The sequence below is a fragment of the Euryhalocaulis sp. genome, from assembly GCF_013911995.1.
Classification (GTDB): domain Bacteria; phylum Pseudomonadota; class Alphaproteobacteria; order Caulobacterales; family Maricaulaceae; genus Euryhalocaulis; species Euryhalocaulis caribicus.
Map to the genome: position 1 here is coordinate 1 of NZ_JACESD010000016.1, position 12,874 is coordinate 12,874.

18 protein-coding genes are annotated in these 12,874 nt (G+C 63.7%); 9 read left to right on the top strand and 9 right to left on the bottom strand.

Annotated features, from left to right (window positions below):
- From H2040_RS05935 to H2040_RS05950, 4 genes are all read left to right on the top strand, one after another.
- Positions 1–319: hypothetical protein (locus H2040_RS05935; protein ID WP_287155949.1), on the top strand; the 319-nt coding region annotated here is incomplete at its 5' end.
- Between the two features lie 54 nt (positions 320–373).
- Positions 374–823, top strand: coding sequence for a VOC family protein (locus H2040_RS05940; protein WP_287155950.1), 450 nt, complete (start codon positions 374–376; stop codon positions 821–823).
- Positions 824–870: 47 nt separating this feature from the next.
- Positions 871–2,034, top strand: coding sequence for a dual-specificity RNA methyltransferase RlmN (gene rlmN / locus H2040_RS05945; protein WP_022698463.1), 1,164 nt, complete (start codon positions 871–873; stop codon positions 2,032–2,034).
- A gap of 68 nt (positions 2,035–2,102) precedes the next feature.
- Positions 2,103–2,438, top strand: a complete 336-nt coding sequence (locus H2040_RS05950; protein WP_287155951.1) for a hypothetical protein — start codon at positions 2,103–2,105, stop codon at positions 2,436–2,438.
- Here the strand turns inward: H2040_RS05950 and ligD (H2040_RS05955) are convergent.
- Genes ligD (H2040_RS05955) through H2040_RS05965 form a run of 3 tightly spaced genes read right to left on the bottom strand, consistent with a single transcriptional unit; the run spans position 2,435 to position 4,997 of the window.
- Positions 2,435–3,331 carry a non-homologous end-joining DNA ligase gene (gene ligD / locus H2040_RS05955; RefSeq protein ID WP_287155952.1) on the bottom strand — a complete coding sequence of 299 codons (897 nt, stop codon included), beginning with the start codon at positions 3,329–3,331 and terminating at the stop codon, positions 2,435–2,437. The genes H2040_RS05950 and ligD (H2040_RS05955) overlap by 4 nt on opposite strands.
- Positions 3,328–4,323, bottom strand: coding sequence for a non-homologous end-joining DNA ligase (ligD, locus tag H2040_RS05960; RefSeq protein ID WP_287155953.1), 996 nt, complete (start codon positions 4,321–4,323; stop codon positions 3,328–3,330). Before ligD (H2040_RS05960) ends, ligD (H2040_RS05955) begins: the two co-directional genes overlap by 4 nt.
- Entirely contained in the window at positions 4,320–4,997 is a 678-nt protein-coding gene (locus H2040_RS05965) for a DNA polymerase ligase N-terminal domain-containing protein (protein ID WP_287155954.1), read from the bottom strand. Before H2040_RS05965 ends, ligD (H2040_RS05960) begins: the two co-directional genes overlap by 4 nt.
- Here H2040_RS05965 and H2040_RS05970 point away from each other — a divergent pair.
- Positions 4,996–5,523 (top strand): GNAT family N-acetyltransferase, encoded by a 528-nt coding sequence (locus H2040_RS05970; protein ID WP_287155955.1) that lies wholly within the window; start codon positions 4,996–4,998, stop codon positions 5,521–5,523. The two genes, H2040_RS05965 and H2040_RS05970, sit on opposite strands and share 2 nt — an antisense overlap.
- 60 nt (positions 5,524–5,583) lie before the next feature.
- On the opposite strand, the gene H2040_RS05975 is transcribed toward H2040_RS05970, so the two are convergent.
- The 3 genes from H2040_RS05975 to H2040_RS05985 all read right to left on the bottom strand — a co-directional run bounded on the left by H2040_RS05975 (position 5,584) and on the right by H2040_RS05985 (position 7,167).
- On the bottom strand, positions 5,584–5,892 hold the full coding sequence (locus H2040_RS05975; RefSeq protein WP_287155956.1) for a penta-EF hand family protein: 309 nt from the start codon (positions 5,890–5,892) through the stop codon (positions 5,584–5,586).
- Positions 5,893–6,129: 237 nt separating this feature from the next.
- Complete coding sequence (locus tag H2040_RS05980; protein ID WP_022698469.1) at positions 6,130–6,423, bottom strand: calcium-binding protein; 294 nt, start codon at positions 6,421–6,423, stop codon at positions 6,130–6,132.
- Positions 6,424–6,567: 144 nt separating this feature from the next.
- Positions 6,568–7,167, bottom strand: coding sequence for a DNA-3-methyladenine glycosylase I (locus tag H2040_RS05985; protein WP_287155958.1), 600 nt, complete (start codon positions 7,165–7,167; stop codon positions 6,568–6,570).
- A gap of 48 nt (positions 7,168–7,215) precedes the next feature.
- Between H2040_RS05985 and H2040_RS05990 the strand changes: the two genes are divergently transcribed.
- Complete coding sequence (locus H2040_RS05990; protein ID WP_287155959.1) at positions 7,216–7,524, top strand: putative quinol monooxygenase; 309 nt, start codon at positions 7,216–7,218, stop codon at positions 7,522–7,524.
- The gene (locus H2040_RS05995; protein ID WP_287155960.1) at positions 7,521–7,928 is read left to right on the top strand and encodes an HIT domain-containing protein; all 408 of its coding nucleotides are present in this window, start codon (positions 7,521–7,523) and stop codon (positions 7,926–7,928) included. Before H2040_RS05990 ends, H2040_RS05995 begins: the two co-directional genes overlap by 4 nt.
- Here H2040_RS05995 and H2040_RS06000 read toward each other — a convergent pair.
- Positions 7,925–8,305 (bottom strand): ArsR/SmtB family transcription factor, encoded by a 381-nt coding sequence (locus tag H2040_RS06000; RefSeq protein WP_287155961.1) that lies wholly within the window; start codon positions 8,303–8,305, stop codon positions 7,925–7,927. The two genes, H2040_RS05995 and H2040_RS06000, sit on opposite strands and share 4 nt — an antisense overlap.
- Positions 8,306–8,372: 67 nt before the next feature.
- Between H2040_RS06000 and H2040_RS06005 the strand changes: the two genes are divergently transcribed.
- Together H2040_RS06005 and H2040_RS06010 are read left to right on the top strand one after the other, a co-directional pair.
- A complete protein-coding gene (locus H2040_RS06005; RefSeq protein WP_287155962.1) occupies positions 8,373–9,116 on the top strand; it encodes a 3-oxoacyl-ACP reductase family protein in 744 nt (247 codons plus the stop codon).
- A gap of 110 nt (positions 9,117–9,226) precedes the next feature.
- Positions 9,227–10,018: an SDR family NAD(P)-dependent oxidoreductase gene (locus tag H2040_RS06010; RefSeq protein WP_287155963.1), complete on the top strand. Its 792-nt coding sequence runs from the start codon at positions 9,227–9,229 to the stop codon at positions 10,016–10,018.
- Positions 10,019–10,022: 4 nt separating this feature from the next.
- Here the strand turns inward: H2040_RS06010 and H2040_RS06015 are convergent, their stop codons facing one another.
- Positions 10,023–11,801, bottom strand: coding sequence for a DUF885 domain-containing protein (locus H2040_RS06015; RefSeq protein ID WP_287155965.1), 1,779 nt, complete (start codon positions 11,799–11,801; stop codon positions 10,023–10,025).
- A 47-nt stretch (positions 11,802–11,848) separates the two neighbouring features.
- Complete coding sequence (locus tag H2040_RS06020) at positions 11,849–12,727, bottom strand: SDR family oxidoreductase (protein WP_287155966.1); 879 nt, start codon at positions 12,725–12,727, stop codon at positions 11,849–11,851.
- Between the last annotated feature and the right edge of the window lie 147 nt (positions 12,728–12,874).

A 12,874-nucleotide genomic window follows, 5' to 3' on the forward strand; every position in this document is an offset into this window, starting at 1 on the left:
GAACGAGGGCGAGTCTTCCGGCCGGCTGGCGCCGTTCCGTGACGGCCTGCCGCCGGGCGCGGCGCTGGACCGGGCCGTGCGCTCCCTGGAATGCCGCAAGCTGGACCCTGACGATCCCGAACATGACGAGGTCTGCGCGGGGGTGACCCCGGCCGAACTTGCCGACCGCGACATGCCGGTGCGCGTGATCCGCGAGGCCGAGTTCGAGGCCATCCTTGAACAGCGCCGCGAAATGCGCCGCCGCAACGCCGAACAGCCCATGGACATGGCCCCGGAAAAGCCGGGCTGCGTCCTCGGCGTTTCGGGCGCCGATTGCTAGGTGGTTCGAGCGCGCTCATAATCGGGCGCGGCAACCGCGAGCAGGAGACGACCCATGTCCAGCGCACCCGCCCTGACCCCGCACCTGGTGATGACAGACGCCGGAAAGGCGATTGAATTCTACAAGGCCGCCTTCGGCGCCGAAGAGCTGTTCCGCCTGACCGAGCCCTCCGGCAAGATCGGCCATGCGGAGATGAAGATCGGCGGGTCCGTATTCATGCTGGCCGATGAATATCCCGATATGGGCGCGGTCGGGCCGCAGACGCTGGGCGGCACGCCGGTCAAGCTGCACCTGGCCGTGGAGAACGCCGATGCGGCCGCGGAGCGCGCCCAGAAGGCGGGGGCCGAGCTGGTCCGCCCGCCGCAGGACGAGTTCTACGGCGAGCGCACGGCGATGATCGCCGACCCGTTCGGCCATCAATGGTTCCTGGCCCAGCATCTGGAAGACGTGCCGCCGGAGGAGATGCAGAAGCGGTTCGAGGCGCTGATCTCAGGGGGCGACTGAGGCCCCGCCCTCGCAAAATCCCGCGCAAACCGCTATATGCGCGCGCAATGACCGTAACGCTCGACCTTTCCACCGCGCGGCCCGCCGCGCCTGACGCCCGGCCGTCCCTTGTCGGCCTGACGCGCGAGAAGCTGCGCGCAGCCCTGATCGAAATGGGCGTGGACGAGAAGAAGTCGAAAATGCGGGCCAGCCAGCTCTGGCGCTGGATCTATCATTACGGCATGACCGATTTCTCGGAGATGACCGACATCTCCAAGGACCTGCGGGTGCAGCTGGCGGAGCATTTCACGCTGGAGCGGCCGGAGATCGTGGACCGTCAGGTCAGCGTGGACGGCACGCGGAAATACCTGATCCGCATGTCGCCGGGCGTGGAGGCCGAAGTGGTCTTCATCCCGGACGTGGGCCGGGCCGGGGCGCTGTGCGTCTCCTCCCAGGTCGGCTGCACGCTGAACTGCACCTTCTGTCATACCGGCACGCAGGCGCTGGTGCGCAACCTCACCGCCGAGGAGATCGTGGCGCAGGTCATGGTCGCCCGCGACGATCTGGAGGAATGGCCGACCAGCACCGAGAACCGGCGGCTGACCAATATCGTCTTCATGGGCATGGGCGAGCCGCTCTATAATCTCGACAACGTCTCCGACGCCATCGACGTGATCGCGGACGGCGACGGCATCGCCATTTCGCGCCGCCGCATCACCGTCTCCACCTCCGGCGTGGTGCCCAAGATCGTGGAGCTGGGCGAGCGCACGCGCACCATGCTGGCGATCAGCCTGCACGCCACCAACGATCCCCTGCGCGACGAGCTGGTGCCGCTGAACAAGAAATTCCCGCTCGAGCAGCTGATGGACGCGATCCGCGCCTATCCGGATCTCGGCAATTCCAAGCGGGTGACGTTCGAATATGTCATGCTGAAGGACGTCAATGACTCCCCGGCCGAGGCGCGGGCGCTGGTCAAGCTGCTGGAAGGCGTCCCGGCCAAGATCAACCTGATCCCGTTCAATCCCTGGCCCGGCAGCCCGTATGAGTGCTCCGACTGGGAGACGATCGAGGCGTTCGCCGAAGTCATCAACAAGGCCGGCTACGCCTCCCCCATCCGCACCCCGCGCGGCCGCGACATCTTCGCCGCATGCGGCCAGCTGCGCAGCGAGTCGAAAAAGGTGCGCGCCAGCGAGCGTAAGAAGCTGGAACGGGAGCAGGCCGCGGCCTCCTGAATCGGTCCGGAACAGTCGCCGCGCCCGTCCCGTTCATTCTCCAAACGATAAGATGGAGGATGAACCCCATGGCCGATCAGGCGAAACAGCCCAAAAAAGACCTTCGCTATCAGCAGCCGACAACGCGTGAAGAACAGCTTCACAGCGATATTGATCTGGCGGACCAGCCTCCCGCGGGCCAAGGCGGCCGCGCCGGCGGCGAGATGAACCGCGATATCGGCTCGCGTGACGAGGAAAAGCGGGCGTTTGAGCGCCCGGCCGGCGCGACGCGTGTCACCAAGTCCGACGAAAAGCCCAAGGAAGACCGCAATTTCTCCGAGCAGGAGGAATATATGGACGAGGACAAGCCCGATCCGAAGGACAAGGCCGCCGCGCGCTATCACGGGCGCAGCGACGAGGCCTAGCCCGTCAGCTTCAGACGATTGTGAGTTTTTAGAAAATCCGCCCAGGGGTCGGTCTTCTGGCCGAGCCTCTGGCGGATATTTTTTATGGTGTATTGCTGAGGGTGGATGTCGCTGGATTTCAGTTCGTCCCAGTCGAGCGGGCAGGCGATGGGGGCGCCGTCCCTGGCGCGCAGCGAATAGGGGGCGACGCGGGTCTGGCCGTACGCGTTGCGGTAGGTGTCGATGAAGATCTTGCCGCCGCGCTTTTTCTTGCGGTGCTGGGTGGTGGTGGCGTCCGGGCAGTGTTCTTCCAGTTCCTTGGCGATGCGGCGGGACTCGTCCCGCATCTCCTGGAAATCATGATCGCGGCGCAGCGGCACGCAGATATGGAAGCCGCGCGAGCCGGTGGTCTTCACGAAGGATTTGAGATCCCGGTCTTCCAGGATCCCTTTCAGCTCCAGCGCCACCTTGCGGACCGTGTCCGAGTAATCCTCTGACGGATCGAGGTCGAAAACCATGACGTCCGGGTGGTCGGGCTTGTCGGTGCGGGCGAGCGGGGCGTGGATGACCAGTATGCCGGCATTGTTGGCCATCCAGACGAGGTCACCCTCCGCATGGGCGGAAAGCTGGGTCATGGACCCGCCCTCTCGCTTGTCGAAATCGACGCGCTTGATCCAGTCCGGCGCGTAGTCGGGGGCGTGTTTCTGATAGAAGCCCTCGCCCTTCAGCCCGTCGGGATAGCGTTTGAAGGTAAGGGCGCGGTCTTCGAGATAGGGCAGGGCCAATTCCGCGATATCGGAATAATATTCGATGACATCGCCCTTGGTGACGCCCTCGTCCGGGAACAGCACCTTGTCGAGGCTGGAAATTTCCACCTCGTGATTGCCGACCTTCACCGTCTGACTCTTGCTCATTTCGGGCGCTCCCGGACCACCGATTTCGGGTCCTTGTCATCGCGCAGTCCCAGAAAGCGCGGATGACGTAATTTCCCCGAGCCGGTCCATTCAGTGAAGCCGACTTCGCCGACGAATTTGGGCTGCACCCAGTGCACGTCCTTGTCGTCGGGCGGGTTGGCGAAAGGCGAAGTCTTGCGTTCGGCGCTCTTAAGCTTCGCGCCGAATTCCTCCAGGAACTGATCGTCGAAGCCGGTGCCGACGCGGCCGGCATATTTCAGGTCGCCATCCTCGTAATAGCCGAGCAGCAGCGCGCCGAAGCCGATGCGGGAGCCTTCCGGCTCGCTATAGCCGCCGATGACCAGCTCCTGGCCCTTGTCGCACTTGAATTTCAGCCAGTCTTTCGAGCGCTTGAAGCGATAGGGGGCGTTCGCCTTCTTGGCGATCAGGCCTTCCCACCCCTTCCGGCAGGCCTCACGGAAGAAAGTTTCGCCGTCCTCGTTCCTGTGCTCGGTGAAGCGGATCGGGTCTTTGAATTTCAACGCGCCGCGCAGCACGGATTTGCGGGCGCGCAGGGGCAGGCGGGACACATCGGACCCGTCGAAATGCAGGATATCGAAAGCGTAGAAATAGACCGGGACGCCGGAGGCCCTCGCTCGTTCGGCGTCATGGATGCCCATGCGGTCCTGCAGCTTCGAGAAGCTGGTGACATCGCCGTCGAACGTCACGACCTCGCCATCGATAATCAGGTCCGGGCCGCCTTCCAGCGCCTCGGCGATCTCGGGATAGGTATCGTCATTGCGGTTCTTGTTGCGGCTATAGAGTTTCACCTTGCCGTTCTTGCGGAAGGCGAGCAGCCGTACCCCGTCCAGCTTGCGCTCATAGATCCAGTTCTCGTCGGAGAAATACTCATCGGTCAGCACGGCGAGCTGCGGGTCCACCCAGTCCGGGAAAGCCTGATCGCGGACCTTCTCCCGGTCCTCCCCGGAAAGATCGGCGAGCGGGTCGCTCATTCGCTTTCCTCGTCCGCGATCTGTTTCATCGTGCGGCCGGTGAGAGCGGATTTGGTATCCGTGCTCACCGGATTGCGGCGGGCGTCGGCTTCGTCATCGTCGATCTTGGTCAGCAGCCAGTTTTTCTTCTCCCCGCCCAGCTTGGCGTGGATCAGCGCCCAGCCGCCGGTCAGCTTCTCCCCCTCCAGCCACACCTCGACATGGCCCTTGGCGAGCGATTCCTCCATCGAGAGCGGCTCGTCCTTGTCCGACATCAGGTTTTTATAGGGACCGCCATCCCAGACCATGACCGTGCCGCCGCCATATTCATCTTCCGGAATCACGCCCTCGAAATCCTTGTAGTCGAGCGGGTGATCCTCGGTCCGCACGGCCAGGCGCTTGTCGCCGGGATCCATGGACGGGCCTTTGGGCACGGCCCAGCTGACCAGAACGCCGTCAATCTCCAGCCGGAAATCGTAATGCAGGCTGGAGGCCGCGTGCTTCTGGATCACGAAGACCGGGCGGTCGGAGGATTTCGCCTTCGAGCCGTCCGGCTCGGGCGTTTTGCGGAAATCGCGTTTTTCGAGATAGGTCTTGAGTTTGTTCTGGCTCATGGCTGGCGCGATTGCGTGTTCCGGGGCTAGTAGAGTGACGCGCCAGAAGAACGGCGCATCGCCCGGAACGGTTCCCGCCATGGCCTCTTTGCCCGCCCTCGCCACAGACCGCCTGACGCTGCGCCCTCTGGCGGGCGAGGACGGCGCCGCCCTGCATGCCGCCTTCTCCGATCCCGGGGTGATGAAATACTGGTCAGGCGGCCCGCATGAAACGGTGGAGCAGACGCTGGCCTATGCGGCCGAAAACGCGGCCGGGGAGCCCTACGCCACCTGGGCGATTACCGAGGATGGAGGCGAGGCGCTGGGCTGGGTAACGCTGGGCCGGGCGCGGCAAGGCGTGGCCGAGATCGGGTTTATCCTGCGCCGGGACCGCTGGGGCCGCGGCTATGCGGGCGAAGCCGCGCAGGCCGTGCTGGCCCACGGTTTCGCGGAGATGGGGCTGCACCGGGTCTTCGCCGATATCGATCCGGACAATGCGGCCTCGATCGGCGTGGTCGTGCGGCTGGGCTTTCGGCTGGAAGGGCGGCTGCGGCAGGCGTGGAAGACCCATATCGGACTGCGTGACAGCCTGATCTACGGCCTGTTGAAAGATGAATACCGGACATGAAAAACCCCGGCGCGGCGCGCCGGGGTTTCTCTGCAAGGTCTGTTTACGCGAAAGCGAGGCTTATTCGGCTTCGCTGTCGTCGGACATGTCATGGTCTTCCATGCCATCATCCATCTTTTCCGCGTCATGCGCGGCGTGCCAAGCGTCGACTTCATCCTTGCTGAGGTCGCCGCTGCCATCGGTGTCGGCTTCAGCGAAATCGGCTTCGGTTGCGTCTTCCTTGGCGGCCGCAACTTCTTCCCAGGACAGGGCGCCGTTGCCGTCAGTGTCGGCGGCGGCGAACTTGTCCTCTTTCTCTTCGTGATGGTCAGCCATGGCGGCGGACGCGGCGAAAAGGGCGGCTGTGGTGATGATCAGGGTCTTTTTCATAGTGGACGAATCCTCCCATACGCGAAAAGCGCCGAGCGGGGGCGTCAGGCGCGGCTTGTTATTTAGTCTTGCTCCCCAAGCGGGATGAATAGCGCAAATTGAGGTGTCGCTTTCAAGTCTAAAATTGGGCGAAACCGGGGCGGCCCAAATTTTTCTGACCCTATCAACTTGATTGCGCATAGAAAAAACCCCGGCGCGGGCGCGCCGGGGTTTTCCCGATTGGAAAGGCGTGACGCCCTAGTAGGTGTCGTCAGCCTCGGGCTCTTCCATGGAGCCGGAGTCCGACATGTCGTCGGCGCGCTTCTTCTCTTCCTTCCAGGTGTCGAATTCGTCCTCCGACAGGAAGCCGTCGGCGTCCGCGTCATAGGCGTCGAAGTCTTCCTGGGTGACTTCCGGCTTCTCGGCCTGCACCTCGTCCAGCGTCAGCTGGTTGTCGCCATTCGTGTCGACGGCGGTGAAGTCGATATTGCCGGCCAGCGCGGCGGAACCCGCAAACAGGGCGGCGGCGGAAATGATCAGAGCGTTCTTCATGGCTATCAAAGCCTCCTTTTTCCATCCTCGTCCCCGCGGCATTCTTGTTGTTCGTGTCTTGCGGAGACGGGTCAGAAAACGAGGCGGGAGAGCAACAGTTCCCGCGCGGCTGGAGGCCATTTCGTGACCTGAATCGGGCAGGAATCAGGCACCGCCGCCCATCGCTTTTACCGGCGCGTGACGATGGCAATCGGTGGTGTGGTCATTGACCATGCCGACCGCCTGCATAAAGGCGTAAACAATGACCGGCCCGCAAAACTTGAAGCCGCGTTTCTTGAGGTCTTTGGCGATCTGTTCGCTCAGCGGCGTTTTCGCGGGAACCTGGCCGCTGGACGGAAAATCGGTCTGTAGCGGTTTTCCGCCGGCATAGGCCCAAAGAAACTCCGAAAAGTCCTCGCCCGCCTCGCGCATCTCCAGAAAGGCTTGCGCATTGCCGATGGCGGCGGCGGTTTTGGCTTTCGACCGGATGACGCCGGGATCGGAGAGGATGCGGGCGATGTCCTCCTCGCCATAGCGGGCGATGGCCTCCGGATCGAACTGATCGAAGGCGGCGCGGATGGTTTCGCGCTTTCGCAGGATAGTGATCCAGGCGAGGCCCGCCTGCATGCCGTCCAGGATCAGCTTCTCCCACAGCGCGCGGGAATCATATTCGGGCACGCCCCATTCGGTATCGTGATAGGCGCAATAAAGGGTGTCGTTTTCCGGGACCCAGGCGCAGCGGGATAGCGTTTGATCGGCGGGCATGGGGACTCCTATGCTGGACGTCCCACCCGTTAGCCGAAGAGGCGCCCGATGACCATTGCCGTCTTGTATCGCTGGACCGTGAAACCCGGCATGGAGGAGCAGTTCCGACAGGGCTGGGTGGAGGGCACGCGGGCCATCCACGAACATTGCGGCTCCTATGGCGCGCGGCTGCATAGAAACGAAGACGGCGTCTATGTTTCCTATGCCCGCTGGCCGGACGAGGAAACGCGGCAGGCCTGTTCGGGCAAGGTGGATCACTCCAAGGACGGGTTTCCGGAGATGCGCGAAGCGACGGAAGAGTTTCTGGGCGAGGAGCTGTTGCCCGTCACCGACGATCTTCTGGACGAGCCGCAATGAGCGGCTTTGCGCTGGATCCGCGGCTTGAGGCCGACTCGGTCTTTGTCGCCGATCTGGGGCTCAGCCAGCTGCGGCTGCAGAACGACGCGCGCTATGTCTGGTGCGTGCTGGTCCCCCGCCGGGAAAAACTGATGGAGCTGGATGACCTGTCAGCAGAGGACCGCGCGGCGCTGATTGAGGAGGCGGTGGCGGTGGGCGCGGCGATCCGCGCCATTGCGCCCGTCGACAAGATCAATACCGGCGCGCTCGGCAATATCGTGCGCCAGCTACATGTCCATGTGATCGGCCGGCGGGAGGGCGACGCCGCCTGGCCCGGCCCGGTCTGGGGGCATGGCGCCGTGGAGCCGTATGAAGCGGCGGTGCTGGAGGCGCGAATAACGGCGCTCCGCAAGGCAGCCGCCTAGTCAGCCTCGCCTCCGCAATCCTGCGACAGGACTGCGGTCAGAAGGCCCGGAAATCGTTTGTCCAGTTCGTCGCGCCGCAACGTGTTGCGCATACTGACGCCATCGCGTTCGCTGCGCACCAGTCCGGCCTCCCGCAAAATGCGGAAATGATGCGACAGGGTTGAGCGCGGCAGTGACGGGCAGCCCGCCTCCCCGCACGTGCGCGGGCAGGACTCATCTAGATTCCTTACGATCTGAAGACGCGCAGGATCGCTCAGCGCATGCAGCACGCCTTCCAGCGTGATTGCGCCCGCGGCGGGATGATGGAGGCTTCTCATAACAGGAAGATAGATCGACCTTTCACTCGTAAATTTCAATAGTTCAATATTCTTGAACAATGGGAATAGGCTCCCATATGGGGACGCGTTCGCCGCAATCAGACGGCGTTAGACAAGGAATTTTGAAATGGCTCTCCCCCTCGAAGGTAAATCGGCGCTGGTCACGGGCGGCAGCCGCGGCATCGGCGCCGCAATCGCCCATCGCCTCGCCGAAGACGGCGCGGATGTCGCGATCACTTACGCCAGATCCGACGCCGCGGCCGAAAAGGTCGCCGATGCAGTCCGCGCCCTTGGCAGAAAGGCCCTGCCGATCAAGGCCGATTCCAGCGACCCTGACGCCGTGCAGGCGGCCGTCCGGCAGGCCGCGCAAGAACTGGGCGGTCTGGACATCCTGGTGAACAATGCGGGGATTTTCGAGATGGGCGTAATTTCCGATCTCGGCGTGGAAGATTTCGACCGCATGGTTGATGTGAATGTACGGGCGGTTTTCGCCGCCGTTCAGGAAGCCTCCGGCCTGATCAGCGACAAGGGCCGCATCATTACCATCGGCAGCGTAAACGCCGATACGACGCCTTTGGCCGGCATGTCGCTTTATGGAATGAGCAAGGCGGCGGTGCAGGCCCTTACGCGCGGCTGGGCCCGTGACTTCGGCCCCAGAGGCGTGACGGTCAACGTGATCCAGCCCGGGCCGATTGATACGGATATGAACCCGGCCGAAGGCGAGTTCGCCGGACCGATGAAACAGCTGACCGCGCTGGGGCGCTATGGCGAGACCAAGGACATCGCCGATCTGACGGCCTTCGTGGCGGGACCGGACGCCGGCTACATCACGGGCGCCGCGATTGATATCGACGGGGGCTTCCGCCTCTAGGACGCCGGCTGACGCGGCGCCGCCCCTCCCGCGCCGCGTCAGCCGCCCGTCTTGACCCTGTGAAGAAGCGTCCAATCTAACGCGGCAGACTTCCCATGGAGACATCCCGAATGAATATCGATCTATCCGGCAAGACCGTCTTTGTTTCCGGCTCCACCAAGGGCATTGGCCGGGCCATTGCCGCGCAGCTGGCGCGTCAGGGCGCGGCGGTGATGATCAATGGCCGCACCCAGGCCAGCGTCGATACCGCGGTGAACGAACTGCGCGACGCGGACGAGAACGCGGAAGTGTTCGGCGTGGCGGCTGATTGCAGTACGGCGGCGGGCGTGGAAGCAGTGCTGAAGGCGGCGCCGGAGGTCGATATCCTGGTCAATAATGTCGGCTTCTTCGACCCCAAACCGTTCTTCGATCTGGACGATGATGACTGGACCGGCGCGTTCGATGTGAACGTGATGAGCGGCGTGCGCCTGTCACGCGCCTATGCGCCGGGCATGAAGGAAAAGGGCTGGGGCCGGATCGTGTTCATTTCATCCGAATCCGCCCTGAACATCCCGACCGAGATGGTGCAGTACGGCATGACCAAGACCGCCCAGCTGGCCGTGGCGCGCGGCCTGGCCCAGACGCTGCGCGGCACCGGCGTGACCGTGAATTCCGTCCTGCCCGGACCGACCAAGTCGGAAGGCGTGATCGACATGATGGAAGGTCAGAGGAAAGACGGCGAAAGCGTCGATGATGCGGGCGTGCGCTTTGTGCGCGAAAACCGCCCGACCTCCATCATCGACCGCATGGCCGAGGTGCAGGAAGTCGCCAACATGGTCGGCTATGTCTGCTCCCCGGCCGCCAGCGCCACCACCGGCGCGGGTCTGCGCGTCGATGGCGGCGTGGTGGGGTATCCGGTCTAGGCGGCTAGCCTTCGTCGTCGCCGGCCTGCTGCGCCGCGATCCAGCGGTCGATCTTTTCGTCCAGAAGGTCCAGCGGCAGGCCGCCTTCGACCAGGACGGCGTCGTGGAATTCGCGGACGTCGAAATCCGCGCCCAGCGCGTCTTCGGCGCGCTCGCGCAGCTCCCACAGTTTCAGCTCGCCGATCTTGTAGGCCAGCGCCTGGCCGGGCCATGAGATATAGCGATCAACCTCGGTGCGGATATTGTGCTCGGCCAGCGCCGAGTTCTCCAGGAAGCAGGCCTCGGCCTCGTCCCGCGTCCAGCCATACCAGTGGATGCCGGTGTCCACGACCAGGCGGCAGGCGCGCCACATCTCGTAGGACAGACGCCCGAAATGCTCGTAAGGCGTCTCGTAGATGCCCATCTCGACGCCCAGCTTCTCCGAGTAAAGGCCCCAGCCCTCGCCGAACGCGGTGGGGTAGAGCCCTTTGCGGAACTCCGGCAGGCCCTCCAGCTCATTGCTGAGCGCGATCTGAAGGTGATGGCCGGGCACGGCCTCGTGCAGGGTCAGCGCCGGGATATTGTAGAGAGGGCGCTGCGGCAGATTGTAGGTGTTCACCATATAGCCGCCGGCCACGCCGTTCTCGTAATCCCCGCCCCAGTAGCGCCCCGTCGTGTAATTCGGGGCGATGTCCTCAGGCACCGGGCGCACGCCATAGGAATTGCGCGGCAATGTCTTGAAGAAGGCCGGAAGCTGGTCGTCCGCCTTCTTGGCGTAATAGGAGGCGAACTCCAGAAGCTCCTTGGGCGTCTCGGCGTAGAATTGCTCATCGGTGCGCAGATAGTTGAGGAATTCGGCGAACGTGCCCTCGAACCCGGTCTCCGCGATCACCGCGTCCATTTCGCCGCGGATGCGTTCGACCTCGGAAAGGCCAATCTGGTGGATTTCCTCGGGGGTCAGGTCGGTGGTGGTAAAATACTCGACCAGCGCCGGGTAATACTCCTCGCCGCCCGGCATCTCGCGGGCGCCCAGGCTTTCGCGGCTGGCGGGCAGATACTCGTTTTCAAGAAACTCGACCAGCTGGATCGTGGCCGGGCGAACCGATTCATTGATCGCCAGCACAGCCTGCTGTTTCAGGGCTTCCTGACGCTCCGCCGGAATCGTATCCGGCATTTTGGTGAGCGGCAGATAGAAGGCGCTGTCGGCGGCGTCCTCCGCGGGCACCTGCGCCTCGGCGTTTTCCAGAACCCGCTCGGCGATCATGCGCGGCTGAACCCAGCCCGTCTCGATCGCGCGCTCCAGATTGGCGATGTTCTCGTCCATGTAGCGCGGATAGTCGTTCAGACGGGAAATCCACGCCTCGGCCTCTTCGGCGGTGTTCAGCCGGGTCTGGCGGGCCATGCCGCTGAGCATGGTGTGGAAACCCGAATCATTGACGAAGGGGATGCGGTCGGTGTCGTAACCGGCCAGCATGATGCGGCGCTCCAGCATCCACTCCATCAGATCGTAATTCAGGCGCTCGCCCTCGGGCAGGGCGGCGCGGTCGATAGCCTCAAGCTGTTCTAGAAACGCCTCATTGGTCTCCGCATGGCGCGCTTCGGCTTCAGGCGTGACGGCGGGCATGCGGCCCAGCGCCTCGATATCGCCCTTGCGGCCGGCCTCAAGCGGGTTCTCGGAAACGTCGAAGGCCTCGACCTCGTCAAACAGCGCGTGGAGGTCGTCGACCGGGGCCGCAAGCGCTGTGGGCGCGGTCAGGGCCAGCATTGTGAACGCGGCCAGCGCCGCGCGGAAAAATCGTGTCATGGAACTCCCCATCCCGTTCTTGATTTGCGCGGGCCGGGGACGCGCGATCAGCGCTCCAGATCCTCGGGCCGCAATCCGACTTGTTTGACGGTTATCTTGTCGACCATCCGCTCCGGCAGCAAGCGGGGGATGGTCCAGTTCTGCAAACGCTGCGGCACGAGGGCGTAGCGCAGGCGCGGCTTGTCCGCCGTGATGGCGTGTTTCACTTTCTCGCCGATGACTTCGGGTTTCAGCCCGTTGGGCCCGCGCGTCTTCATCCAGTTAAGGACGTTTTTCATCGCCGGCACATAGTCCGTGTCGCGGTATTTATCGATGTCGATATCGTCCGCCTTGTCCCAGATCGGCGTGGCCACAGCGCCGGGGCCGATGATCACCACCCCGATATCATAGAGCGCCAGCTCCTTGCGGAGCGATTTGGAAAGCCCCTCCAGCGCGTGTTTGGAGGCGGCATAGGGGCCGACAAAGGGCATGCCCATCTTGCCGCCGACCGAGGACATCATGACGATCCGCCCCGACGCGCCCGTCAGGGTCCTGTCCGCGCCCAGAAGCGGCGCGAAAGCCTGCGTGGCGCGCAGCACGCCCAGCAGATTGACCTGGAATTGCTGCTCCACTTCCTCCGGATCAATGTGAAGCAGCGGACCGGCCACCGCGATGCCCGCATTGTTCACCAGCCCCGCCAGCGTGCGCCCGTTCAGCCGCTCGCGGACCGTGCGGGCGGCGGCGTCCAATTGGTCCGGCCGGGTGACGTCCATCATCAAGGGCGTAACGGCCCCGCCGAACTCATCGGTCAGCTTTTTGGCGTCCTCGTCCTTCCGGACGCCCGCAAAGACGTGAAAGCCGGATTTGGCGAGCACTTTCGCGCAGGCATGTCCGATTCCGGTGGAGGCGCCGGTGATAACCACGGCGCGGGTGTTGCTGGAAGCCATAGTGCCGGTCCTTCTGTCGTTCCCACAGGAAGATAGGGCGCGGCCGGGGCGCTGACGAGGCGGATTTAATGAGAATTGAAGTTCACATAAATGACGCTGAAAACTTGCGAAACGCTCGCAATGGCAGGGGTGTGGCGGGAAGCGCAT

Bases quoted from the DNA above. Each gene is read 5' to 3' on its own strand.
- H2040_RS05940 (WP_287155950.1), top strand. From the start codon at position 374: ATGTCCAGCGCACCCGCCCTGACCCCGCACCTGGTGATGACAGACGCC.
- rlmN (WP_022698463.1), top strand. From the start codon at position 871: ATGACCGTAACGCTCGACCTTTCCACCGCGCGGCCCGCCGCGCCTGAC.
- H2040_RS05950 (WP_287155951.1), top strand. From the start codon at position 2,103: ATGGCCGATCAGGCGAAACAGCCCAAAAAAGACCTTCGCTATCAGCAG.
- ligD (WP_287155952.1), bottom strand. From the start codon at position 3,331: ATGAGCAAGAGTCAGACGGTGAAGGTCGGCAATCACGAGGTGGAAATT.
- ligD (WP_287155953.1), bottom strand. From the start codon at position 4,323: ATGAGCGACCCGCTCGCCGATCTTTCCGGGGAGGACCGGGAGAAGGTC.
- H2040_RS05970 (WP_287155955.1), top strand. From the start codon at position 4,996: ATGGCCTCTTTGCCCGCCCTCGCCACAGACCGCCTGACGCTGCGCCCT.
- H2040_RS05965 (WP_287155954.1), bottom strand. From the start codon at position 4,997: ATGGCGGGAACCGTTCCGGGCGATGCGCCGTTCTTCTGGCGCGTCACT.
- H2040_RS05975 (WP_287155956.1), bottom strand. From the start codon at position 5,892: ATGAAAAAGACCCTGATCATCACCACAGCCGCCCTTTTCGCCGCGTCC.
- H2040_RS05980 (WP_022698469.1), bottom strand. From the start codon at position 6,423: ATGAAGAACGCTCTGATCATTTCCGCCGCCGCCCTGTTTGCGGGTTCC.
- H2040_RS05985 (WP_287155958.1), bottom strand. From the start codon at position 7,167: ATGCCCGCCGATCAAACGCTATCCCGCTGCGCCTGGGTCCCGGAAAAC.
- H2040_RS05990 (WP_287155959.1), top strand. From the start codon at position 7,216: ATGACCATTGCCGTCTTGTATCGCTGGACCGTGAAACCCGGCATGGAG.
- H2040_RS05995 (WP_287155960.1), top strand. From the start codon at position 7,521: ATGAGCGGCTTTGCGCTGGATCCGCGGCTTGAGGCCGACTCGGTCTTT.
- H2040_RS06005 (WP_287155962.1), top strand. From the start codon at position 8,373: ATGGCTCTCCCCCTCGAAGGTAAATCGGCGCTGGTCACGGGCGGCAGC.
- H2040_RS06010 (WP_287155963.1), top strand. From the start codon at position 9,227: ATGAATATCGATCTATCCGGCAAGACCGTCTTTGTTTCCGGCTCCACC.
- H2040_RS06015 (WP_287155965.1), bottom strand. From the start codon at position 11,801: ATGACACGATTTTTCCGCGCGGCGCTGGCCGCGTTCACAATGCTGGCC.
- H2040_RS06020 (WP_287155966.1), bottom strand. From the start codon at position 12,727: ATGGCTTCCAGCAACACCCGCGCCGTGGTTATCACCGGCGCCTCCACC.